Origin of the sequence: Pseudonocardia abyssalis (assembly GCF_019263705.2) — a bacterium.
GTDB lineage: Bacteria > Actinomycetota > Actinomycetes > Mycobacteriales > Pseudonocardiaceae > Pseudonocardia > Pseudonocardia abyssalis.
In genome coordinates, this window is sequence record NZ_JADQDK010000001.1 from 5855139 (window position 1) to 5876533 (window position 21395).

The 21395-nt window shown below is 74.1% G+C and carries 20 protein-coding genes and 1 pseudogene; 12 read left to right on the plus strand and 9 right to left on the minus strand.

Going from position 1 to position 21395, the window contains the following annotated elements:
* Positions 1–113: 113 nt before the first annotated feature.
* Positions 114–560: an SRPBCC family protein gene (locus I4I81_RS28890; RefSeq protein ID WP_218616464.1), complete on the minus strand. Its 447-nt coding sequence runs from the start codon at positions 558–560 to the stop codon at positions 114–116.
* 210 nt (positions 561–770) lie between these two features.
* Here I4I81_RS28890 and I4I81_RS28895 point away from each other — a divergent pair, with 210 nt between their 5' ends.
* From I4I81_RS28895 to I4I81_RS28920, 6 genes are all read left to right on the plus strand, one after another.
* Positions 771–1901: a BMP family lipoprotein gene (locus I4I81_RS28895; protein ID WP_218616465.1), complete on the plus strand. Its 1131-nt coding sequence runs from the start codon at positions 771–773 to the stop codon at positions 1899–1901.
* Positions 1902–2003: 102 nt separating this feature from the next.
* Positions 2004–3518, plus strand: coding sequence for an ABC transporter ATP-binding protein (locus I4I81_RS28900; protein ID WP_218605399.1), 1515 nt, complete (start codon positions 2004–2006; stop codon positions 3516–3518).
* Complete coding sequence (locus I4I81_RS28905) at positions 3515–4624, plus strand: ABC transporter permease (protein ID WP_218605400.1); 1110 nt, start codon at positions 3515–3517, stop codon at positions 4622–4624. Before I4I81_RS28900 ends, I4I81_RS28905 begins: the two co-directional genes overlap by 4 nt.
* Entirely contained in the window at positions 4621–5868 is a 1248-nt protein-coding gene (locus I4I81_RS28910; RefSeq protein ID WP_218605401.1) for an ABC transporter permease, read from the plus strand. The genes I4I81_RS28905 and I4I81_RS28910 overlap by 4 nt, the downstream gene beginning before the upstream one ends.
* An 8-nt stretch (positions 5869–5876) precedes the next feature.
* Positions 5877–6263 carry a cytidine deaminase gene (locus I4I81_RS28915; RefSeq protein ID WP_372478328.1) on the plus strand — a complete coding sequence of 129 codons (387 nt, stop codon included), beginning with the start codon at positions 5877–5879 and terminating at the stop codon, positions 6261–6263.
* A gap of 173 nt (positions 6264–6436) precedes the next feature.
* Positions 6437–7714, plus strand: a complete 1278-nt coding sequence (locus tag I4I81_RS28920; protein ID WP_218616466.1) for a thymidine phosphorylase — start codon at positions 6437–6439, stop codon at positions 7712–7714.
* A gap of 250 nt (positions 7715–7964) precedes the next feature.
* On the opposite strand, the gene I4I81_RS28925 is transcribed toward I4I81_RS28920, so the two are convergent.
* Positions 7965–9047, minus strand: coding sequence for a PA containing protein (locus tag I4I81_RS28925; RefSeq protein ID WP_218616467.1), 1083 nt, complete (start codon positions 9045–9047; stop codon positions 7965–7967).
* 158 nt (positions 9048–9205) lie between these two features.
* Between I4I81_RS28925 and I4I81_RS28930 the strand changes: the two genes are divergently transcribed.
* On the plus strand, positions 9206–10294 hold the full coding sequence (locus tag I4I81_RS28930; RefSeq protein WP_218604245.1) for an adenosine deaminase: 1089 nt from the start codon (positions 9206–9208) through the stop codon (positions 10292–10294).
* On the opposite strand, the gene I4I81_RS28935 is transcribed toward I4I81_RS28930, so the two are convergent.
* The 5 genes from I4I81_RS28935 to I4I81_RS28955 form a co-directional block, all read right to left on the minus strand.
* Entirely contained in the window at positions 10291–11517 is a 1227-nt protein-coding gene (locus I4I81_RS28935) for a SatS C-terminal domain-containing protein (RefSeq protein WP_218604246.1), read from the minus strand. The two genes, I4I81_RS28930 and I4I81_RS28935, sit on opposite strands and share 4 nt — an antisense overlap.
* Before the next feature lie 26 nt (positions 11518–11543).
* Positions 11544–12428 (minus strand): aldehyde dehydrogenase family protein, encoded by an 885-nt coding sequence (locus I4I81_RS28940; protein WP_226363620.1) that lies wholly within the window; start codon positions 12426–12428, stop codon positions 11544–11546.
* A gap of 114 nt (positions 12429–12542) precedes the next feature.
* On the minus strand, positions 12543–13976 hold the full coding sequence (locus I4I81_RS28945) for an aldehyde dehydrogenase family protein (protein ID WP_218604247.1): 1434 nt from the start codon (positions 13974–13976) through the stop codon (positions 12543–12545).
* Positions 13976–14941, minus strand: a complete 966-nt coding sequence (deoC, locus tag I4I81_RS28950; RefSeq protein WP_218604248.1) for a deoxyribose-phosphate aldolase — start codon at positions 14939–14941, stop codon at positions 13976–13978. Before deoC ends, I4I81_RS28945 begins: the two co-directional genes overlap by 1 nt.
* Before the next feature lie 145 nt (positions 14942–15086).
* On the minus strand, positions 15087–15323 hold the full coding sequence (locus tag I4I81_RS28955; protein WP_141279019.1) for a hypothetical protein: 237 nt from the start codon (positions 15321–15323) through the stop codon (positions 15087–15089).
* A 184-nt stretch (positions 15324–15507) separates the two neighbouring features.
* Between I4I81_RS28955 and I4I81_RS28960 the strand changes: the two genes are divergently transcribed.
* On the plus strand, positions 15508–16416 hold the full coding sequence (locus I4I81_RS28960; protein WP_218604249.1) for a molybdopterin-dependent oxidoreductase: 909 nt from the start codon (positions 15508–15510) through the stop codon (positions 16414–16416).
* 13 nt (positions 16417–16429) lie between these two features.
* On the opposite strand, the gene I4I81_RS28965 is transcribed toward I4I81_RS28960, so the two are convergent.
* Positions 16430–18406: a fibronectin type III-like domain-contianing protein gene (locus tag I4I81_RS28965; RefSeq protein WP_218616468.1), complete on the minus strand. Its 1977-nt coding sequence runs from the start codon at positions 18404–18406 to the stop codon at positions 16430–16432.
* 191 nt (positions 18407–18597) lie between these two features.
* On the opposite strand from I4I81_RS28965, the gene I4I81_RS28970 reads away from it, so the two are divergent.
* Complete coding sequence (locus I4I81_RS28970) at positions 18598–18867, plus strand: VOC family protein (RefSeq protein WP_218616469.1); 270 nt, start codon at positions 18598–18600, stop codon at positions 18865–18867.
* Between the two features lie 75 nt (positions 18868–18942).
* Here the strand turns inward: I4I81_RS28970 and I4I81_RS28975 are convergent, their stop codons facing one another.
* Positions 18943–19488, minus strand: coding sequence for a GNAT family N-acetyltransferase (locus I4I81_RS28975; protein WP_218606345.1), 546 nt, complete (start codon positions 19486–19488; stop codon positions 18943–18945).
* Between the two features lie 18 nt (positions 19489–19506).
* Between I4I81_RS28975 and I4I81_RS28980 the strand changes: the two genes are divergently transcribed.
* From I4I81_RS28980 to upp, 3 genes and pseudogenes are all read left to right on the plus strand, one after another.
* Positions 19507–20418, plus strand: a complete 912-nt coding sequence (locus I4I81_RS28980) for a haloalkane dehalogenase (RefSeq protein WP_218606346.1) — start codon at positions 19507–19509, stop codon at positions 20416–20418.
* Positions 20419–20454: 36 nt separating this feature from the next.
* A pseudogene (locus I4I81_RS28985) lies at positions 20455–20706 on the plus strand (winged helix-turn-helix transcriptional regulator); the annotation flags it as partial.
* A gap of 10 nt (positions 20707–20716) precedes the next feature.
* The gene (upp, locus tag I4I81_RS28990; RefSeq protein WP_218616470.1) at positions 20717–21343 is read left to right on the plus strand and encodes a uracil phosphoribosyltransferase; all 627 of its coding nucleotides are present in this window, start codon (positions 20717–20719) and stop codon (positions 21341–21343) included.
* Positions 21344–21395 lie beyond the last annotated feature (52 nt).

The following is a 21395-nucleotide window of genomic DNA, read 5'->3' on the forward strand; positions in this document are numbered from 1 at the left end:
CGGGACGGATGCCCACCCTCCGTCCCGCCCGCCCCAGCGACCGTTGCGAGGTGGGCGCCACGGCGGTTCCGACCGCATCGAGCCCCACCTCGGAACGATCACCCGGGTGGGCCTCAGCGTTCCGCCGCCGCCTTCACCGCAGCCACCGTGCGGTGCATCCCGTCGACCATCAGCTGTTCGCGGTCGCGACCCAGCAACCCGCTGGCCACCAGCGCTCGGACGGCGACGTTCGGCGGGGCGGTGCGGTCGCGCCACTGCGTGAGCCGGGTACCGCCGTCGGCGGGTTCCAGCCGCCAGCCCCACGTCATCCGGTTCTCCGCGACGGTGAACGCGAACCGGGACGGCTCCGCGCACTCCACGACGCGGCAGCGGGTGCTCCAGCGCACCCACCCCTTGCGGTTGCGGCCGATGAACCGGGCTCCGGGGGCCGGGCCCGTCGCCCCGCCGGTCCATGTCCCACCGGTGTTCTCCGGGCTCCACTCGCCCATCCGCGTGATGTCGGTGACCAGTGCCCACACCGTCTCCGGTGGGGCGGCGACCGTCGTCGTGACCTCGTCCATGGGCCGAATGTCGCACATCCGATCACCGGGTGCGCAGGGGGCGCTCACCCACCGGAGCCGACGATTCGGTCACGGCCATGGTCAACCCCCACCCGCCGGGTTTACGGTTCCCCGTCGCGCGCACCGCTGCGCCGCTCCCAAGGAATCCCGGGCCCACGAGGTGCACCGGTCAGAATCAGGAGGCACCCTTCCGTGCGCAACAGAAGAGGTATGGCACTCGCAGCAGCAGTGCTGAGCAGTGCGCTGGTCCTCGCGGGCTGTGCCCGCGACACCGGCACCCCCGCCGCCGGTGGTGACGCGGCCGCCACGGAGTGCGCCCGCAACCCCGCCCCCGCCGCCGCGGGCGGCGCGGCCCCGACCGCGGCCCCCATCGCCCCGAACGCCGACGCCAGCGCGCTGCGCGTCGGCCTCGCGTTCGACGTGGGCGGCCGGGGCGACCAGTCGTTCAACGACTCCGCCTACGCCGGTCTGGAGCAGGCCGTCGCCGAGCTCGGCCTGGTGCAGGCCAACACCCGTGAGGTGGCTGCGGCCACCGGCGAGAGCGAGGACGCGCGCGTCAGCCGCCTGCGCCAGCTCGCCACGGACGGCTTCAACCCGATCGTCGCGGTCGGTTTCGCCTACTCCGAGTCGCTGACGACGGTCGCCGCGGAGTTCCCGGACACCCAGTTCGCGATCGTCGACTCCGTCGTCGACCTGCCCAACGTCACCAGCCTGATCTTCGCCGCCGAGCAGGGTTCGTTCCTGGTCGGCGCGGCGGCCGCGCTGCGCACGACGTCGTGCCAGATCGGCTTCGTCGGTGGCGTCGAGGTGCCGCTGATCCAGGCGTTCGAGGCGGGCTTCGTCCAGGGCGCGAAGGCGGTGGCCCCGGACATCGAGGTCGACGTCGACTACATCTCGCCCGCCGGCGACTTCTCCGGCTTCAACGACCCGGCCCGCGGCACCGAGGTGACCCGTGGCCAGCTCGACGGCGGCGCCGACGTGATCTACCACGCGGCCGGTGGCTCCGGCCAGGGCGTGTTCGAGGCGGTCGCCTCGGCCACCACCCCGGACGCCCCGAAGTTCGCGATCGGTGTCGACTCCGACCAGTACAACACCGTCGACGCCCCGACCAACGAGGTGATCATGACCTCGATGCTCAAGCGCGTCGACGTCGCGGTCTTCAACTACATCAACGCGGTCGCGGCCGGTGACACGACGGTGATCCCGCCGGCGTTCGACCTGTCGGTCGACGGCGTGGGGTACTCGACCAGCGGGGGCGGGGTCGACGACCTGGTCGCCGATCTCGACGCCTACAAGGCCGCCATCATCAACGGCGACATCACGGTGAACAGCACGCCGTGAGCGGTGCGCAGTAGGGCATCATCGCCGTACGCGGGGGGCCGGGGCCGATCGCCCCGGCCCCCCGACGCACGTCCGGCGCCCGCACGTTCGACAAGGAGTGGCATGACGGACTACGCCGTCGAGCTTTCCGGGATCACCAAGCGCTTCCCGGGGGTGGTCGCCAACAGCGACATCCACCTGGCGGTGCGCCGCGGCGAGGTCCATGCGCTGTGTGGGGAGAACGGCGCCGGCAAGTCGACGCTGATGAAGATCCTCTACGGGATCCAGCAGCCCGACGAGGGGACGATCACCGTCGACGGCGATCAGGTGCGGTTCCGCTCGCCCGCCGACGCCATCAAGGCCGGGATCGGCATGGTGCACCAGCACTTCATGCTCGCCGACAACCTGACCGTCGCGGAGAACATCCTGCTCGGGGCGGAGGCGCAGCTCGGCATCGGGGCGAAGGCGAAGGCGCGGATCACCGAGCTGGCGCGCACGGTCGGGCTCGACGTACGGCCCGACACGCTGGTGGAGCGCCTCGGCGTCGCCGACCGGCAGCGCGTCGAGATCGTCAAGGTGCTCTACCGCGGCGCCCGGACGATCATCCTCGACGAGCCGACCGCCGTGCTGGTGCCGCAGGAGGTCGACGACCTGTTCGACACCCTGCGCGGCATGCGCGCCGACGGCTTCACGTTCCTGTTCATCTCCCACAAGCTCGACGAGGTGCGCGCGATCGCCGACTCCATCACGGTGATCCGCCGCGGCACGAGCGTCGGCACCGCCGACCCGAAGGCGGTCACGAGCCGGCAGCTGGCCGAGATGATGGTCGGCAGCGAGCTGCCCAGCCCGGAGACCCGCGACTCCACGGTCACCGACCGCGAGGTACTGCGGGTGACGGGCCTGCAGCTGGCCTCCGACGACGGGGGCCGGCCGCTGCTCGCCGACGTCGACCTGGTCGTGCACGCGGGTGAGGTGCTCGGCATCGCGGGCGTCGAGGGCAACGGGCAGACCGAGCTCGTCGAGACGATCATGGGGATGCGCAGGGCGGCCGACGGCACGATCACGTTGTCCGGCAGGGACATCACCCGCGCCGGCACGCTGGCGCGCCGCGAGGCCGGCATCGGCTATGTCGCGGAGGACCGCACCCGCTACGGGCTGCTCGCCACGCAGCCGCTGTGGGCCAACCGGATCCTGGGCTACCAGAGCCGTCGTCCGGTGGCGCACAACGGCCTGATCGACCGCGAGGCCGCCCGCCGCGACACCCGGCGCATCGTCGAGGAGTTCGACGTGCGCACGCCGAGCGTCGACGTCGCCGCGGCGGCGCTGTCCGGCGGCAACCAGCAGAAGCTGATCGTCGGGCGCGAGCTCTCCGGCGACCCGGTGCTGCTGATCGCCTCGCACCCCACCCGCGGCGTCGACGTCGGGGCGCAGGCGGGCATCTGGGAGGTGCTGCGCCGGGCGCGCGCCGACGGCCTCGCGGTGCTGCTGGTCAGCGCCGACCTGGACGAGCTGATCGGCCTGTCCGACTCGATCAAGGTGATGCTGCGCGGGCGTCTGGTGGCCGACGCCGACCCCGCGACGGTCACGCCGGAGGAGCTGGGAACCGCCATGACCGGTGCCGACGGAGCCGCGGCATGACCGTCAGCCGCATCCGCACCGCGCTGCTGCCCCCCGTACTGGCGATCGTGTTCGCGGCCGCGCTGTGCGCGGTGGCGCTGGTGATCAGCGGGGCGTCGCCCCTGACCGCGCTGGGGGTGATGGTCGGCCAGGTCGGCCAGGGCACCACGGCCGTCGACATCGTCAACAGCGCCGCCATCTACTACTTCGTCGCGCTGGCCGCGGCGATCGGCTTCCAGATGAAGCTGTTCAACATCGGTATCGAGGGCCAGTACCGGCTCGCCGCCTGCGTGGCCGCGATCGTCGGCGGCCTGATCGTCCTGCCGCCGGTGCTGCACACGCTGGTGATCATCGTCGTCGCGGTGCTCGTCGGTGCGGTCTGGGCCGGGATCCCCGCGCTGCTCAAGGCCTACCGCGGGGTCAGCGAGGTCATCTCCACGATCATGCTGAACGCCGTCTCGCTCGGCGTGATCGCGTTCCTCATCCGGCCCGACTCGTTCGGCGTGCTGCAGGGCAACAACATCTCGACGAAGCCGATCGAGCCGAGCGGGCAGTTCCCGGGACTCGACACCGGTGCGGGCACCGTCTTCGGGATGGTGTCCGTGGCCGTGCTGCTCGGCGTCGGCTACTGGTTCCTGCTCAACCGCACGCGGTTCGGGTTCGAGCTCAGGGCGTCCGGGGAGTCGGCGACGGCGGCCACCGCGGGCGGTGTCGACGCGAGGCGGATGGTGATCATCGCGCTAGTGCTCTCGGGTGCGGTCGCCGGATTGGCGGGTCTGCCGGAGGTACTCGGGCGCGACTTCGCGTACACGCTGACGTCGCCGCAGGGCTACGGCTTCACCGGCCTGGCGGTCGCGCTGCTGGGGCGCAACCATCCCGCGGGCATGGCGTTCGGTGCGCTGCTGTGGGCGTTCCTGGACAAGTCGGCGATCGCGCTCGACAACGTCGGCGTGCCCCGCGACATCGTCCTGATCATGCAGGGCTCGGTGGTGCTGTCGGTCGTCGTCGCCTACGAGATCGTGCGGCGCTACGAGCTCGCCGCCGAGCAGCGCCGGGTCGCGGTGCAGCTGCGCAGCGTCCCGGGAACCGAGAACGTGTCAGCGACCGAGAAGGAGCCGTCGGCATGACCGCCACCCTCGCGAAGGCGGGCCGCAGCGTCGCCGCGCTGCCCGGCTGGGCGCGCTCCGCGCTCGTCGTGGCGATCGGTGTCGGGCTGCTGGCGATCACGGCCACGCTCACCGGCCAGATCCAGCTGACCTCCAGCGGCACCACCCAGGCCGCGGTGCGGCTGCTGCTGCCGATCCTGTTCGCCGCGCTGGGCGGGCTGTGGGCCGAGCGCGCAGGGGTCATCAACATCGGCCTCGAGGGGATGATGATCCTCGGGACGTGGGGTGCGGCCTGGGCCGGCTACCAGTGGGGCCCGTACGCCGCGGTCGTCGGCGGGCTGGTGTTCGGGGTGCTCGGCGGGCTGCTGCACGCCGTCGCGACCGTGACGTTCGGCGTCAACCACATCGTCTCCGGCGTGGCGATCACGCTGCTGGGACTCGGCGTCACGAAGTACCTCTCGACGCTGGTGTTCCTCCCGATCTCGGGCAACCCGCGGCAGAGCCCGCGGGTGGAGGGGTTCGAGACGTTCTCGGTGCAGCCGCTCGCCGACGGGCTCTCCGCCGTCGAGCGGGAGCAGCGGGTCGTGCTCTCCGACGTCGCCGGGCTCCTCGGCGGGCTGCTGTCCGGGCTGACGCCGCTCGTCGTGCTCGGGTTCGTGCTGGTGCCCGCGAGCTACCTGCTGCTGTGGCGCACCGGCTTCGGGCTGCGGCTGCGCTCGTGCGGGGAGAACCCGGTGGCCGCGGAGTCGCTGGGCGTGCAGGTCTACTTCTACAAGTACGTCGCGCTGATCGTCTCCGGCGGCCTCGCAGGGCTCGGCGGCGCAGCGCTCACCCTCAACCCCGGGCAGCTCGGCTACCTGGAGGGCCAGACCGGCGGCCGCGGGTACATCGGGCTGGCCGCGATGATCTTCGGCAACTGGCGGCCCGGTGGGCTGCTCGCCGGCTCGGCGCTGTTCGGCTACGTCGACGGCGTGCAGCTGCGCGCGGGCGGCGAGGCGGTGCACGCGCTGCTCTACGGGGCGTCGATCCTGGCCGTAGGACTGGCGGTGCTGTGGGTCGTGCGACGGCGTTGGCAGACCGCGGCGATCGCGCTCGTCGCGGGTGCGGCGGTGTACGCGGTCTACTTCTCGACGGAGACGGTGCCGCGCGAGTTCGCCTCCTACGCGCCGCAGATCGTCACGCTGCTGGTGCTGGCGGTGGCGTCGCAACGGCTGCGCCCGCCCGCCGCGATCGGCGTCGAGTACCGCAGGGGCGAGGGTGACTGACTGTGGATGTGACTGACTGGTCGGCGCTCCGCTCGGCGGCGGTGCACGCCGCCGGGGCGGCGTACGCGCCCTACTCGCACCTGCAGGTCGGCGCGGCCGCGGTCTGCGACGACGGCCGCGTCGTGACCGGGTGCAACGTCGAGAACGCCTCCTACGGGCTCGGGCTGTGCGCGGAGTGCACGATGGCCGGGCAGCTGCGGCTCACCGGCGGCGGGCGGTTCGTCGCGGTGGCGTGCCGGTCGGGCACGGGTGAGCTGCTGATGCCGTGCGGGCGGTGCCGTCAGGTGCTCTACGAGTTCGGCGGGCCGGACTGCTTGCTCGACACCCCCCGCGGCATCCGACCCCTCAGCGAGATCCTCCCCGACGCGTTCGGCCCGGAACACCTCCCGACCTGACCCCGCGAGTCGCTACTTCCCCGCCCGCGAGTCGCTGTTTCTGCGCCCGCGAGTCGCGGTCCGCCGGGTGGATCGGCCGCGCGAACATCGGGCCGCTGCGCGCATCCTCGACGGTGCACGTCGGGGTGCAGGGTGCGCGTGGGGCGGGGCACGGCGCGTCGTACGGTCGGCGCATGAGCTTCTCGACCGTCGACGTGATCACCGCCAAGCGCGACGGCGGGCGGCTCACCGACGAGCAGATCGACTGGGTGCTCGCCGCGTACACGCGCGGTGACGTCGCCGACGAGCAGATGTCCGCGCTGGCGATGGCGATCCTGCTCAACGGGATGGACGCCGCCGAGATCGCCCGCTGGACCCAGGCCATGATCGACTCCGGGGAGACGCTGGCCTTCGGCGACATCGGCAGGCCGCTGGTGGACAAGCACTCGACGGGCGGCGTCGGCGACAAGATCACGCTGCCGCTCGCCCCGCTCGTCGCCGCGTGCGGGGCGGCGGTGCCGCAGCTGTCCGGGCGCGGGCTCGGGCACACCGGGGGCACGCTGGACAAGCTGGAGTCGATCCCCGGCTGGCGGGCGTCGCTGACGTTGGAGGAGATCGCGGCGCAGCTCGCGTCGGTCGGCGCGGTCATCTGCGCGACGACCCCCACCCTCGCCCCGGCCGACCGTAAGCTCTACGCGCTGCGTGACGTCACCGGCACCGTCGAGTCCATCCCGCTCATCGCGAGCTCGATCATGAGCAAGAAGATCGCGGAGGGCACGGGCGGGCTGGTGCTCGACGTCAAGGTCGGGTCGGGGGCGTTCATGAAGACCCTCGACCGGGCACGCGAGCTGGCGCGGACGATGGTCGACATCGGGGATGCGCACGGGCTCGCGACCACGGCGCTGGTCACCGACATGTCCGTGCCGCTCGGGCGGGCTGCGGGCAACGCGCTGGAGGTCGCCGAGTCGGTCGAGGTGTTGCGCGGGGGCGGTCCGGCCGACGTCGTCGAGCTGACGGTCGCGCTGGCGCGGGAGATGCTCGCGCTCGCGGGGATCACCGACGTCGACCCGGCGCACGTGCTCGCCTCCGGCGCTGCCTACCCGGTGTGGGAGGCGATGATCGCGGCCCAGGGCGGCGACCCGTCCGTGGCGCTGCCGGTGGCGTCGCACGTGGAGACCGTCACGGCCGAGCGCTCCGGCACGTTCACCCCCGACGCCCTCGCCGTCGGGGTGGCCGCCTGGCGTCTCGGGGCCGGACGGGCGCGCAAGGAGGATGCCGTGCAGGCCGGGGCGGGGGTGCTGCTCCTCGTCGACCCGGGGGCCGAGGTGCGGGTCGGGACGCCGTTGCTGGAGCTGCACACCGACACCCCCGACGCCGTCGCCGGGGCCCGGGCCGCGCTCGACGGGGGTCTGCGGATCACCGACGGGCCGGCCGAGCGCCCGGCCCTGCTCCTGGACACGATCCGGCCCTGACGCCCGCCGTCAGGGCCGATCATGCGCCGGGTGGGACGCACTGACCCCGACTCGCGCGCAGCGACACCCCGACTCGCGGAGCGGCGAACTCGCCGAGGCGGCGCGGCAAACTCGCCGGGCGGGGCGGCAAACTCGCCGGGCGGGGGCGGCGAACTCGCCGGGCGGGGGCGGCGAACTCGCCGGGCGGGGGCGGCGAGCGAGAGGGCCCCGATCCGCGGTGGATCGGGGCCCTCGGCCGTGCGTGCTGCGGTCAGTCGTCGTCGGGGTCGTCGGTGACCGTGTCGCCCGCACTCGCCCCGTTCGGCGACTTCACCGTGACCTTGCGCGACGAGCGCCGCTGGGTCGGGCGGGGCGGCGGGGGCGGGGACTGGGGCTGGCCGCCGCGGCCCAGGATGAGCTCGGCGAACGTGGCCATGGCCTCGTCGAGCTGCCCGCCGTTGCGCCGCTCGGACTCCTCGTTGGCCCGCTCCACCAGCGCGCGCACCTCGGCGGCGTCGGGGCGCTCGACCAGCACGGCGTCGAGGCGGGCGAGCTTCTCGTCGAGGCGGCCGTCGAGGGAGCCGAACCTGCCGTCGACCGCCTTGTCGAGCGACTCCAGCCGGTCGGTGACGGCCTGGTCGACCGCGTCGAGCCGGGCCGCGAGCGACTCCAGGCGGGCGGCGAGGCCGTCGAGCGGCTCCGTCGGGTCGACGGCGGGGCGCCCGGCCAGGTCCTCCAGGCGGCGGTGCAGGCCGACGCTGGTGTCGCCGAGCAGGTTGCGCAGGCCCTCGCCGGTCTCGTCGAACGCGCGGGAGGCGCCGTCGAGCTGCTCGCGGACGACGCGCTCGATGCCCTCGATCCGCTCCTTGATCGGGGTGCCGACCGAGGACGGCATCGCGTCGAGGCGCATCTCGTGGCGGTCGAGGCGGTTGTCGAGGTCGTCGAGGCGCTTGTGCAGGCCGCCGAGGCGGTCGTCGAGACCGTCCATGCGCCCGGAGATGCCCTCCATGCGCCCGGCCATGCCGTCGAGGCGGCCGTCGAGCTGGGCGAACGGCTTGGCGAGCTTGTCGGGCAGCGCCTCCAGGGCCCGCATCACCGAGGCGAGCGTGGCGTCCTGGGCGTCGAGCTTGGCGACGGTCTCGTCGAGGCGCTCGGCGAGGACGCTGACCTCGGTGCGGTCGGGCAGCTCGGTGAGCCGCTTGCGCACGGTGCCGAGCGCGTCGAGCGCGGCGAGCCGGGCGTGGATCTCGTCGAGGGAGTCGAAGATCTGCTGCTGCTCGCTGTCGCGGATCTCCGCAGCGCGCACGAGCATTCCGCGCATGCGGTCGAACGACTGGATCGAGTCATTGCTCATGGCGGCGGGGAGCTTCCTCTGAGCGGGCGGGAGCACTCAGCGTAGCGATGGCCGGTGATCACCCGCCCGCGGCTCCCCGTTCGGAGGCGGCATCGCCCGTACGGACCAGTCCGGCCGGCCGGGGAGAGCGCCGTGACGTGGTGTTCTAGGTTCAGCACGTGCCCGTACCCCTGAACCTCGAGACCGTCCGCGACGCACCCAAGGTACTGCTCCACGACCACCTCGACGGTGGATTGCGCCCGGCCACGGTGGTCGAGCTCGCCGACGCCGTCGGTTACGGCCCGCTACCGACCGTCGACGTTCCGGCGCTGGGCCGCTGGTTCCTCGACGCCGCGCACTCCGGGTCACTCGTGCGCTATCTGGAGACGTTCGGGCACACCGTCGGCGTGATGCAGACCGCCGACGCGCTGGTCCGCGTCGCCGCCGAGTGCGCCGAGGACCTCGCCGACGACGGCGTCGTCTACGCCGAGGTGCGCTTCGCCCCCGAACTGCACGTGGAGGGCGGCCTGGAGCTGCCCGCGGTCGTGGAGGCGGTGCTGGAGGGCTTCCGCGTCGGCAGCGGGCGGGCGGCGGAGCGGGGGCGCCGGATCCGGGTCGGCTGCCTGCTGACGGCCATGCGGCACGCCGCGCGGTCCCGGGAGATCGCCGAGCTGGCGATCCGCTACCGCGACACCGGCGTCGTCGGCTTCGACATCGCGGGCGCCGAGGCCGGGTTCCCGCCCACGCGCCACCTCGACGCGTTCGAGTACGTCCGCCAGCAGAACGGGCACTTCACGATCCATGCGGGCGAGGCGTTCGGGCTGCCGTCGATCTGGGAGGCGCTGCAGTGGTGCGGGGCCGACCGGCTCGGGCACGGCGTCCGGATCGTCGACGACATCACCGTCGACGACAACGGCGACGCCACCCTCGGCCGCCTCGCCGCGTACGTCCGGGACATGCGGATCCCGCTGGAGATGTGCCCGACCTCGAACCTGCACACGGGCGCGACGAGGTCGCCGGCCGAGCACCCGATCGGCCTCCTGGCGAAGCTGCGGTTCCGGGTCACGGTCAACACCGACAACCGGCTGATGTCCGACATCTCGATGAGCCGGGAGCTGGCCGGGCTCGCCGAGACCTTCGGCTACACCTGGGCCGATCTGCAGTGGTTCACCGTCAACGCCATGAAGTCGGCGTTCATCGGGTTCGACGAGCGGCTGGCGCTGATCAACGACGTGATCAAGCCGGGGTACGCGGCCCTGCAGGCCTAGTTCTGGTGCAGGCGCCCGGACAGGTCCTCGACGAGCTCGCGGAACCGCGCCGACTCCCGGTCGAACGGGGCGCTCGGGGCCAGGCGGGTCGGGTTCGGGCGCACCACGAACGACACGAGCCAGCCCAGCGGCTGGTTCTCCGCCAGCGCCTCGGCTGGCTCGTCGTCGCCCGCCCACTCGCCGACGTCGCGGATCAGCTCGATGGCCTGCTCCAGCTGCGTCGCGTCGACGGCGCCGACGCCTTCGGCGATGTCGTCGGCCAGCCCGGTGAGAACGTAGGTGTCGAGCTCGTGGACCTCGACCTCCAGCTCGCCCACCGTGGCCTTCGCGACGACGTCGGGCCACGTGGACGCGACCGTGAGGTCGTGGCCGTCCGCGCCGTCCTCGCCGATCCAGCGGGCCAGCGCGCGCTCGCTGCCGAACACCTCGACGGCGCCGCCGCTGCCCAGGAACACCGGCTTGTCGTCGAGGAAGCAGCGCAGCGACACGAACTCCCCGTCGCGGGTGGTGATCCGGATCGGGTGGATGCCGACCTCGTCCCAGAAGCCCGTCGGCTCCTCGGCGTCGTCGGCGTCGTCGGTGTCGTCGGCGGGCGCGACCGCGTCGGTGTCCTCGACGGGCACGACGGCCGCGGTCACCTCCTTCTCCGCCGCGGCGAGGGCCGCGGCGTCGACCTCGGGGGTGTCGACGAGGTCGTCGAGGGCGTCGATCACGTCGTCCCACCGCGCGGCGACCACATCGGCCAGCTCGGTCCACTGCCGCCCGCCCTCGCGGCCGACGAACGGCAACGTGCCCTGGCGGAGCAGCCCGAACCCGGGCGCGGAGTCGAGCACCTCGGTGACGACGTCGAGCCCGCAGACGTCGGCGATCGAGCGCAGCATGTCGACGATCTCGCCCAGCTCGCCGATCGTCCACTGGTCGGCGTCCTCGGCGACCAGCTCGGGCACGCCGATGACGTCGTAGGTCTGGGTGTCCTCGGGTGTCAGCTCGGCGACGGTGAGGTCCGGCACGACCGACCACGAGGGGTGGTCGATCAGGTCGTGCTCGAGGACCGTGCGGACGAACGCCGCGAGCTGCGGCACCTCGGGGAAGGCGAACAGCGCGTCGTCGTCGCCGAGGAAGGCCTCCCACTCCTCGCCGTCCTCGCGCCACCGCGGCGCCCACAGCGTGACGAGGTCGCCCTCGGTGAGGGAGAGCTGGATCGGGACGATGTCGCTGGCCACGGCCAGGAGCCTAGGACCCGCCCCGGTCAGCGACCGACCGGGTGCCAGACCGTCTTGATCTCGGTGAACGCGCGCAGCCGCGAGATGCCCGGTACGCGAACCGGGTCCGGTTCGGTGGCCGGGCGGGGCAGCACCCGCTTCACGGTGCCGGCCGCGGCGCGCTCGCACTCGACCGCGATGCCCTCCGGTGCGCCGACGAGGTCGAGCGCGTGGACGTCGCCGTGCGCGGCCAGCCAGGGCGCCAGCTCCGCGGTGGACCCGGTGAGGATGTTGACGACGCCGCCCGGGACGTCGGAGGTGGCCAGCACCTCGCCGAGCCCGACGGCGGGCAGCGGGCGCTCCTGCGACGCCACCACCACTGCGGTGCAGCCGGCGGCGAGGACGGGCGCGACGACGTCGACGAGACCCAGCAGCGACGACGCCTGCGGTGCGAGCACGCCGACCACGCCCGTCGGCTCCGGGGCGGACCAGTTCACCATCGGCCCCGCGACCGGGTTGACCGAGCCGAGCACCGCGGCGATCTTGTCGGTCCAGCCCGCGTACCAGACCCAACGGTCGATCGCGGCGTCGACGAGACCCGAGGCCTTCCGGCGGGTGCCGCCCTCGGCCGCCAGCACGTCGTCGACGAACTGGTCGTGGCGGGCCTGCAGCATCTCCGCGACGCGGTAGAGGACCTGCCCGCGGTTGTACGCGGTGGCCCCGGACCATCCACCGAACGCACCCCGGGCGGCACCGACGGCGTCGCGGACGTCCTTGCGGCTCGCCTGCGCGGCGTGGGCGAGCAACCGGCCCTTGGTGTCGGAGACGGGGTAGACGCGGCCGGACTCCGATCGCGGGAACGCCCCGCCCAGGTACAGCTTGAACGTCTTGGCCACGGGGAGGCGGCCGTCGGTGGGGGGGCTGAGCGTCACGTCGTCAGCCTAGGCGCTGCCGCGGACCTTGCGGCCCTCGACGCGTGGCGGCGTCCGCCTGTTCGGCTCGAACCGGAGCTCGCCCGTGCTGATCCGCGGGGGGCGGTGTCGGCGTCAGGCGGAGAGGTAGGCCTCCAGGCCCGCGCGTCCGCCCTCACGACCGAAGCCGGACTCCCGGTAGCCCCCGAAGGGGGAGGCGGGGTCGAAGCGGTTGAAGGTGTTGGTCCAGACCACCCCGGCGCGCAGGCGCTGCGCGGTCCACATCGCCTTCGCCCCCTTCTCCGTCCAGATCCCCGCCGACAGGCCGTACGGCGTGTTGTTGGCCTTCGCGACGGCCTCCTCCGGGGTGCGGAACGTGAGGACCGAGAGCACCGGGCCGAAGATCTCCTCCCGGGCCACCCGCATCGTCTGCTCGACGCCGGAGAACACGGTGGGCGGGAAGTACAGCCCGCGCTCGGGGAGCGGGCAGGCGCTGGTCCAGCGCACCGCGCCCTCGGCGTCGCCCGCCGCGGCGAGGTCGACGATCCGCTCCAGCTGGGCGCGGGAGTTGATCGCGCCGACATCGGTGTTCTTGTCCAGCGGATCGCCGACGCGCAGCGTCTCGATCCGGCGCAGCAGCAGCTCGGAGAACTCCTCGGCGATCGACTCCTGCACCAGCAGCCGCGACCCGGCGCAGCAGACGTGGCCCTGGTTGAAGAAGATCCCGTCGACGACGCCCTCGACGGCCTGGTCGATCGCGGCGTCGTCGTAGACGATGTTGGCCGCCTTGCCGCCGAGCTCCAGGGTGAGGCGGCGACCGGTGCCCGCGAGCGTCCGCTGGATCTCCTTGCCGACGTCGGTGGAGCCGGTGAACGCCACCTTGTCGAGCCCGGCGTGCCCGACGAGCGCCGCGCCGACGTCGCCCGCCCCGGGCAGCACGTTGAGCACCCCCGCGGGCAGCCCGGCCTCGGCGGCGATCTCCGCGAGGACCAGTGCGGTGAGCGGGGTGGTCTCGGCGGGCTTGAGGACGATCGTGTTGCCGCACGCGAGCGCGGGGGCGATCTTCCAGGCGGCCATCAGCAGCGGGAAGTTCCACGGGATGACCGCGCCGACGACGCCGACCGGCTTCGGGTCGGGGCCCAGCCCGGCGTAGCCGAGCTTGTCGGCCCAGCCGGCGTGGTGGAACAGGTGCGCGGACGCGGTGGGCACGTCGACGTCGCGGGACTCGCGGATCGGCTTGCCGTTGTCGAGCGTCTCCAGCACGGCCAGCTCGCGGGAGCGCTCGGCGACGATCCGGGCGATCCGGTAGAGGTACTTGGCCCGCTCGGCGCCCGGCATCGGGCCCCAGGTCTTCTCGAACGCCCGACGGGCGGCGGCGACGGCCCGGTCGACGTCCTGGGCCGACGCCGTACCGACCTCGGCGAGCACCTCCTCGGTCGCCGGGTTGACGGTCGTGAGCGCCTGGCCGCCCCCGTCGACGAACGCGCCGTCGACGAAGGGCCGGTAGGAGGGCTGTAGGTTCGCGAGCGCCGCGGACTCGGGCGCGGGGGCGTAGTCCCAGGTGGTCATCAGGCCGTGCCGATCCGGTCGGTGTTCTCGTAGTGTCCGAGCGCCTGGGTGCGGCGTTGCCGGAGCAGGTCGGTGAGCAGCGACGACGCGCCGAACCGGAACAGGTCCGGCGTCAGCCACTGCGGTCCGGCGACCTCGTTGACCGCCACCAGGTGCCGGATCGCGTCCTTGCTCGTGCGGATCCCGCCCGCGGCCTTGACCCCGCGCAGCTCGCCGGTGGCCCGGTGCCAGTCGCGGACGGCGTGCAGCATCACCTGCACGACCGGCAGCGTGGCCGCGGGGGAGATCTTGCCGGTGGAGGTCTTGATGACGTCGGCGCCCGCGAGCAGGGCGAGCCAGGACGCGCGGCGCACGTCGTCGTAGCCGGCGAGCTCGCCGGTCTCCAGGATGACCTTGAGGTGGGCGGACCCGCAGGCGGCCTTCACCGCGACGATCTCGTCGTACACCTGGCCGTAGCGGCCGGTCAGCCAGGCGCCGCGGTCGATCACCATGTCGATCTCGGACGCACCCGCGTCGACGGCGAGGGCGGTGTCGGCGAGCTTCACCGCGCGCGACGAGCGCCCGGCCGGGAACGCGGTGGCGACCGCGGCGACGGCGACGTCCGACCCGCGCAGGGCGTCGACGGCCGTGCCGGCGAGGTCGGGGTAGACGCAGACGGCCGCGACCGGCGGCACGTCGGGATGGTCGGGGTCCGGGCGGCGCGCCTGGACGCACAGGGAACGGACCTTGCCCGGGGTGTCGGAGCCCTCCAGCGTCGTCAGGTCGATCATCGAGATCGCCATGTCGAGCGCCTGGAGCTTGGATTCCTTCTTGATGCTGCGGGTGGCCAGCGTCGCCGAGCGGCGTTCGAGGCCCACCTGGTCGACGCCGGGCAGGCCGCGCAGGAACCGGCGCAGCGACCCGTCGTCACGCACGGCGTCGGCCAGATCCAGCGAGGCCCGCGGGGCCGGAACGGTCGTCGTCACGCGGGGAGTCTAGGCGCGATCGGGACCGCGCGATCGGGACCGCGCGATCGGGACCGCGCGATCGGGACCGCAGACCCCGGACACACCACGCCCGCCGCACAGGAGTGGCGGCGGGCGTGTGTGGTGATGCGGGCGGGGCGGTGTCTCAGGTGGAGCTGTGCAGACGGACGACGCCGACCGTGACGTCCTCCAGGCCACCGCGGTCGAAATCGCGGCGGAGTTGGTCGGCCTTGATCGTGGCCGTCAATCCGTCGAACGGCCCGTGGGCGTCGACCTCCCCGGTCTGGGGGTCCACAGCGAGCACCACGTATCCGTCGCACTGTGTGAGCTTCTCGGCCGCTGCGACCAGCGTCGCCTCGTCGGAAGTCGTGTTCTCCGGCACCGGATCACCTCCTAGTCATGTAGTACAGCGTCGGAAGGGCCTCCGGCGTGACAGTCTTTGCGACGTACCACCCGTTCGGGTCAGGGTGAATGTCGAAGTCGATCACCGATCGTGCCGGATCCACGACAGGGGGCGCATGAACCGGGCGAGCCGTGCCGTCAACGTCACCATCCTGATACTCCTGGTGACGACCACGGCCACGGGTGTGCTCGCCTTCGCCACGGGGGATCCGGGGTCCGCCCGGTGGACCACGGGTGTCCACGGGGTGTCCGGACTCGGCCTGCTGGTGCTCGTCCCGGCCAAGTCGCGCATCGCCCGTCGGGGGCTGCGCCGGCCCGGACGGTCGCGCAAGGTGATCGGCTGGATGTTCGTGGTGCTCGTGGGCCTGGCGGTCGGCAGCGGGGTCCTGCACGCGCTGTGGGGCTGGGACCCGGTCGTGCTCGGGCTGCTGCCGATGCAGATCCACGTCGGCGCCGCGGTCGGGGTCGTCGTGCTGCTGGTGGCGCACCTGCGGGTGCACCGCAGGCGGCCCCTGCTGCGTCGCACCGACCTCGACCGCCGACGCGCGCTGCTGGGCACCGGGGTCGTCGCGGGCTCGGCGCTGCTCTGGTTCGTCGCGCCGGGGCGGGACCGCCGCGAGACCGGGTCGCACGAGGTCACGACCGTCCCCGTCACGCAGTGGATGTTCGACCCGGTGCCGCGCCTGCCCGACCGCCCGCTGCGCACGCCCGGCGGGGAGGTCGATCTCGCGGCCCTGCCGTCGACGTCGGTCCGCGCAGTCCTCGACTGCACCGGCGGCTGGTACTCCGAGCAGCAGTGGCGTGGCGTGTCGGTCTCCGCGCTGGGGCTCCCGGCGTCCGCGTCGATCGACGTCGTGTCGGCCACCGGGTACCGCCGGCGCTTCCCGGCGTCGGAGGCCGGGTCGCTGCTGCTCGCCACGCACCTGGCCGGGCGGCTTCTCTCCGCGGGGCACGGCGCTCCGGTGCGGCTGGTCGCGCCCGGGCGGCGCGGGTTCTGGTGGGTGAAGTGGGTGGTGGCCGTCGAGGTCGTCGACGAGCCGTCGTGGTGGCAGCCGCCGTTCCCGCTGCAGTAGCCGGGGCCCGGGGTCAGGGCTGCCTGCGCGACGGGTGCGCCGCGACCGTCACCGTGCCGCGCAGCCGGATGTCGACGGCCGAGCGGCCCACCAGCACGTCGACGGTGCCGGGTTCGAGGATGTGGTGCATCGTGCGGTTCCAGACGGCCAGTCGCGCCAGCGGCAGCCGGATCGTCACCGGAAGGGTCTGCCCCGCGGCGACCTCGACGGTGGAGAAGGCGGCGAGCGAGACCTCCGGCGTGACGACCGTCCGCCCGGTCGGGTTGGCCAGGTAGACCTGCACCACCTCGCGGCCGCGGCGCTGCCCGGTGTTGGTGACCGAGCAGCGCACGCGGACGACGTCGCCGCCGTCGAGCACGGCCGGGGTGACGGCCAGCCGCGAGTACTCGAACGACGTGTAGCCGGTGCCGTGGCCCAGCGGGAAGACGGGGGCGGTGCCCCCCGCCGGGCCGGGCAGGGCCAGCGGGAGGCGGCCCGCGGGCTCGGCGCGCCCGGTGAGCACGTCGGCGAGGAGCCGGGCGTGCTCGCCGAGGGGGCGCCAGCAGACGAGCACGGTGGCGGTGGTCGCGGCGAGCGCCGCGAGGGTGTGGACGCGGTCCCCGGTGACGACGACGATGCAGCGCCGCCCGGCGGCGACCGCGCCCTCCGCGACCCGCACGGCGTCCTCGGGCCGGGCGGAGACCACCACGACGACGTCGCCCGGTTCGGGCCACGGGGCCCGGCCGTCGCGCACCAGGCTCCGGGTCAGTACCGCGTCGAGCGCGCGGGCCAGCCCGGCCGCGTCGGGCGAGTCGGCCGTGCCCGGCACGACGTCGACGATGCGGGGCGTCCGCAGCGGCAGGACGGCGTTCGGGTCGGCGAGCAGGACCAGCGACCGGGTGAACGCCGTGCGCGCGACCCGGGCCGCCGTCTCCTCAGCGGGGCCGACCTCGTCGTCGTCCGCGCCGGACGGCGCGGTCGCGGGTGCGGGTGCGACCAGGCCGAGCCGCGACTTCACCGTCAGCACGGCGGCGACGGCGTCGTCGAGCAGCCACGACGACAGCGCCCCGCTGCACACCAGCGCGACGAGCCGCTCCACCTGCGCCCCGCCGACGACGTCGACGCCCGCCTCCATCGCCAGCGCGACGGCCTGGTCGGGACCGTCCGCGATGCGGTAGGCCGTCTCCAGCGCGCCGACGGCCCCGGGGTGGGCGAGCACCGAGCCGCCGAAGTGCCACTCACGGCGCAGGACGTCGCGCAGCAGCCACACGTCGGTGTGCGTGGGCACCCCGGCGTTGCTCGCGGGCGACGGCACCACCGCGGCGGCCCCCGCCCGCACCGCGGCCTCGGCGGCGGCCAGCAGGTGGGTGCGCAGCACGCGTTCGTGCCAGTGCCCGTCGGGCCAGACCCCGAGCGGGGCGATGACGGCGACGTGGTGCTCGTCGATGAGGTGGGTCCGGCCCGCCGTCCGGCCCTGCGCGCCGTGGACGCGCGCGGCGGCGAAGGTGGCCGCCAGCACCGGGTCGGACACTGCGGGCGGCCCGGACGCGTCGGTGCCGCGGTCGGCGCCGGACCCGGCGGGCACGAGGTGGCCGAAGAGGCCTGCGGCCCGCAGCGCGCGAGCGGTGGACGCGGCCATCCGCTCGGCCAGGCGCAGGTCCCACGTGGCGACCCGGCCCAGCGGCGGCAGGAACGGCCGGTCGTGGTCGGGGCCCAGCGCCAGCGGGAGCACCGGGATCCCCAACCGGTCGCCCGCGGCGCCGGCTTCGCGGAACGCGGCGAGGCGGGCGGGGGCGTCCGGGGTGGAGGTGGGGACGTAGACGATGCCGATGCCCGGGACGGGAGCGGCGCCGTCGTCGGTGGCGGGCAGCACCGTCGCGCTGGTCTGGGCGGCCTTCTCCTCCAGGGTCATGGCGGCGACGAGGTCGCGGACCGCACGGGACCACGGGGATCGGGGGGATCGGGGGGATCGGGGGGCTCGGGGGGCGTCGGGCGGGACGGGGTCGGTCATCGGCCCTCCCTCGGCGCACCGGCGCCACCGCGGACCGGGGCGGGCGGTCCCTCGGTGCGGTCACCGTACGTGGTGGTACCCGCCGCCGGTACCGACGAGCTCGACACCGGACCGGTCGCCGCACCGCCCCTCGACAGCCCCGACCCCGACCGCGACGCCGTGCTCCGGGCCGGGATCGCCGGCTGGGTGCCGTGGGCGGGGCGGTCCGGGGCGGTGACGCTGCGCCACACCGCCGGCCTCGGGCCCTCCTCGGGCTCTGGCCCGAGCCCGGGCCGCGGCGCGGGAAGAGCCGCCTGCACCTCGAGGTCCGGCCCGACGCCGGGGGTGGCGACGTCGCGGTGCGCGTCGCCGGGTGGGGGGCCACGCCGCTCACCGCCTCGGGTGACCATCCGTGGCAGAGGTTCGCCGATCCCTCCGGCAACGAGTTCTGCGTCCTGGGCCGGGCGGCGGCCACCCCCTGACGAGCACGGCGCCCGCGGTTGCGGGTCCGCCCCGCAGCGGTGCGCCGATCCCGACGAGGTCCCGGTGCGGGTGCGTCACCGTCCCGTCCGGGGGAGGCCGGCGGGCGGGCGACGCTGGACCGCCGCGGGGCCGTCGAGAGGCCGGTGCATGACGGTCAGGCCCACGTCGCCGTGCTCGGGATGGGCGAACGCCCCCGGCACCACCCCGACGGTCGCGAACCCCAGTGAGTGCCACAGCGCGAGTGCCCGCGTGTTGGTCTCCACGACCGCGTTGAACTGGATGGCCCGGAACCCCTGCGCCGCCGACCAGGCGATCACGTGCTCGCCCAGCGCCCGGCCCACGCCGCGGCGCGCGATCGCCGGGTCGACCATGAAGCTGCCCGTCCCCACGTGCGAGCCCGGCCCGAGCTGGTTGGGGCCGGCCTTGGCGCTGCCGAGCACCGTGCCGTCGTCGTCGACCGCGACGAAGGTGGCGCTCGGCGGCGTCAGCATCCACACCGCGCGGGCGCGGTCCTCGGTGATGTCGCGGGGGAGGGTGTAGGTCTCGCCCGCGGCCACGATCTCGCGCAGGAACGGCCAGATCGCGTCCCAGTCGTCCGGGGTCGCGTCACGGATCAGCACGGGTGCAGGATCGCGGACATGCGCCTCCTCCGCACCCCCGAATCGCGCTTCGCCGACCTGCCCGACTTCGCCCACGAGCCGCGGTACGCCGACGTGCCCGACGGCGACGGGGGTGCGCTGCGGATGGCGTGGGTCGAGGACGGCCCCGCCGACGGCCCGGTGGTGCTGCTCCTGCACGGTGAGCCGAGCTGGTCGTTCCTCTACCGCACGACGATCCCGCCGCTGGTCGCCGCCGGGCTGCGGGTGATCGCGCCCGACCTCGTCGGGTTCGGCCGCTCCGACAAGCCCGCGGAGATCGCCGACCACGGCTACGCGCGGCACGTCGAGTGGGTCCGGGCGCTGGTGTTCGACGTGCTCGACCTGCACGGCGTCACGCTCGTCGGGCAGGACTGGGGCGGGCTGATCGGGCTGCGGCTGGTGGCCGAGCACCCCGCGCGGTTCGCCGGTGTCGTCGCCGCGAACACCGGCCTGCCCACCGGTGACGTCGACATGCCCGAGGTCTGGTGGGGGTTCCGGCGCGCGGTGGAGAAGGCGCGGGAGCTCGACGTCGCGCGGCTGGTGCAGTCGGGCTGCCGCACCCCGTTCACCGACGACGTGCGCGCGGCCTACGACGCCCCGTTCCCCGACGAGTCGTACAAGGCGGGCCCGCGGGCGATGCCGCTGCTCGTCCCGACCCGGCCCGACGACCCGTCGACGGAGGCCAACCGCGCCGCGTGGGCCGTGCTGCGCGGGCTCGACCTGCCGTTCCTGTGCGCGTTCAGCGACGGTGACCCGATCACCGCGGCGATGGAGCCGGTGCTGCGCGCGGAGATGCCCGGTGCGGCCGGCCGGGAGCACCCCACGATCGTCGGGGCCGGGCACTTCCTGCAGGAGGACGCCGGGCCGGAGCTGGCCGCGGCGGTGCTCACGCTCGTCGGCCGGACGCGGTGAGGACCAGCCCGAGCGGCGCCGCGCCCAGCACGCTCCACCGAGCTGCGCCGGGAGACCGACGGCACCAGCCGGCGGATGCCCACCGTGGCAGGCGCTGCGCCGGCTCGAGCGCGACGGCTCGTCGGCCGCACCGGGCACGCGGTGGTGCCGCCGCGCGTCGACCACGCACCCACCCCGCTCGGGTCCGCGCTGCACGTCACGATCCAGGCCCTCGTCACGTGGACCGAGGTGCACCGGAACGAGGTCGCGGCAGCCCGGGCCGCGTACGACGTCCGCGGTGATGGCTAGCCTCTGCGGCATGGATGTCCGCGTCGTCGACCACCCGCTGGCCCTCGCCCGCCTCTCCACCATGCGGGACGCGCGCACCGACAACGCGACGTTCCGTGCGGCGCTGCGCGACCTCACCCTGATGCTGATCTACGAGGCCACCCGCGACGCCCCCGTCGCCACCTCCCCGCTGCACACCCCCGTCGCCCGCACCACCGGTTACCGCCTCGCCAGTCCGCCGCTGCTGGTGCCGGTCCTGCGCGCCGGGCTGGGGATGGTCGACGCCGCGCAGGCGCTGATGCCCGAGGCGCAGATGGGCTTCGTCGGGCTGGCCCGGGACGAGCAGACCCACCAGCCGGTGCCGTACATGGAGTCGCTGCCCGAGTCGCTCGCCGGCCGGCCCGTGTTCGTCCTCGACCCGATGCTCGCCACCGGCGGCTCGATGGAGCACACGATCCGCATGCTGACCGAGCGCGGGGCCACCGACGTGACGGCGATCTGCGTGCTCGCCGCCCCGGAGGGCATCGCGCGCCTGGAGGGCAGCGGCCTGCCGGTCCGCGTCGTCACCGGCAGCATCGACGAGCGGCTCAACGACTCGGCGTACATCGTCCCGGGGCTGGGGGACGCGGGGGACCGGCAGTTCGGCGCGGTGCCGTAACCCGCGCCCGGCCCGCCCCGCCCCGCCCTGCCCCGAATGGCTGTGCTGCACG

Coding starts and splice junctions, on each gene's coding strand:
- I4I81_RS28890 (WP_218616464.1), bottom strand. CDS start 560: ATGGACGAGGTCACGACGACGGTCGCCGCCCCACCGGAGACGGTGTGG.
- I4I81_RS28895 (WP_218616465.1), top strand. CDS start 771: ATGGCACTCGCAGCAGCAGTGCTGAGCAGTGCGCTGGTCCTCGCGGGC.
- I4I81_RS28900 (WP_218605399.1), top strand. CDS start 2,004: ATGACGGACTACGCCGTCGAGCTTTCCGGGATCACCAAGCGCTTCCCG.
- I4I81_RS28905 (WP_218605400.1), top strand. CDS start 3,515: ATGACCGTCAGCCGCATCCGCACCGCGCTGCTGCCCCCCGTACTGGCG.
- I4I81_RS28910 (WP_218605401.1), top strand. CDS start 4,621: ATGACCGCCACCCTCGCGAAGGCGGGCCGCAGCGTCGCCGCGCTGCCC.
- I4I81_RS28920 (WP_218616466.1), top strand. CDS start 6,437: ATGAGCTTCTCGACCGTCGACGTGATCACCGCCAAGCGCGACGGCGGG.
- I4I81_RS28925 (WP_218616467.1), bottom strand. CDS start 9,047: ATGAGCAATGACTCGATCCAGTCGTTCGACCGCATGCGCGGAATGCTC.
- I4I81_RS28945 (WP_218604247.1), bottom strand. CDS start 13,976: ATGACCACCTGGGACTACGCCCCCGCGCCCGAGTCCGCGGCGCTCGCG.
- I4I81_RS28965 (WP_218616468.1), bottom strand. CDS start 18,406: ATGACCGACCCCGTCCCGCCCGACGCCCCCCGAGCCCCCCGATCCCCC.
- I4I81_RS28980 (WP_218606346.1), top strand. CDS start 19,507: ATGCGCCTCCTCCGCACCCCCGAATCGCGCTTCGCCGACCTGCCCGAC.
- upp (WP_218616470.1), top strand. CDS start 20,717: ATGGATGTCCGCGTCGTCGACCACCCGCTGGCCCTCGCCCGCCTCTCC.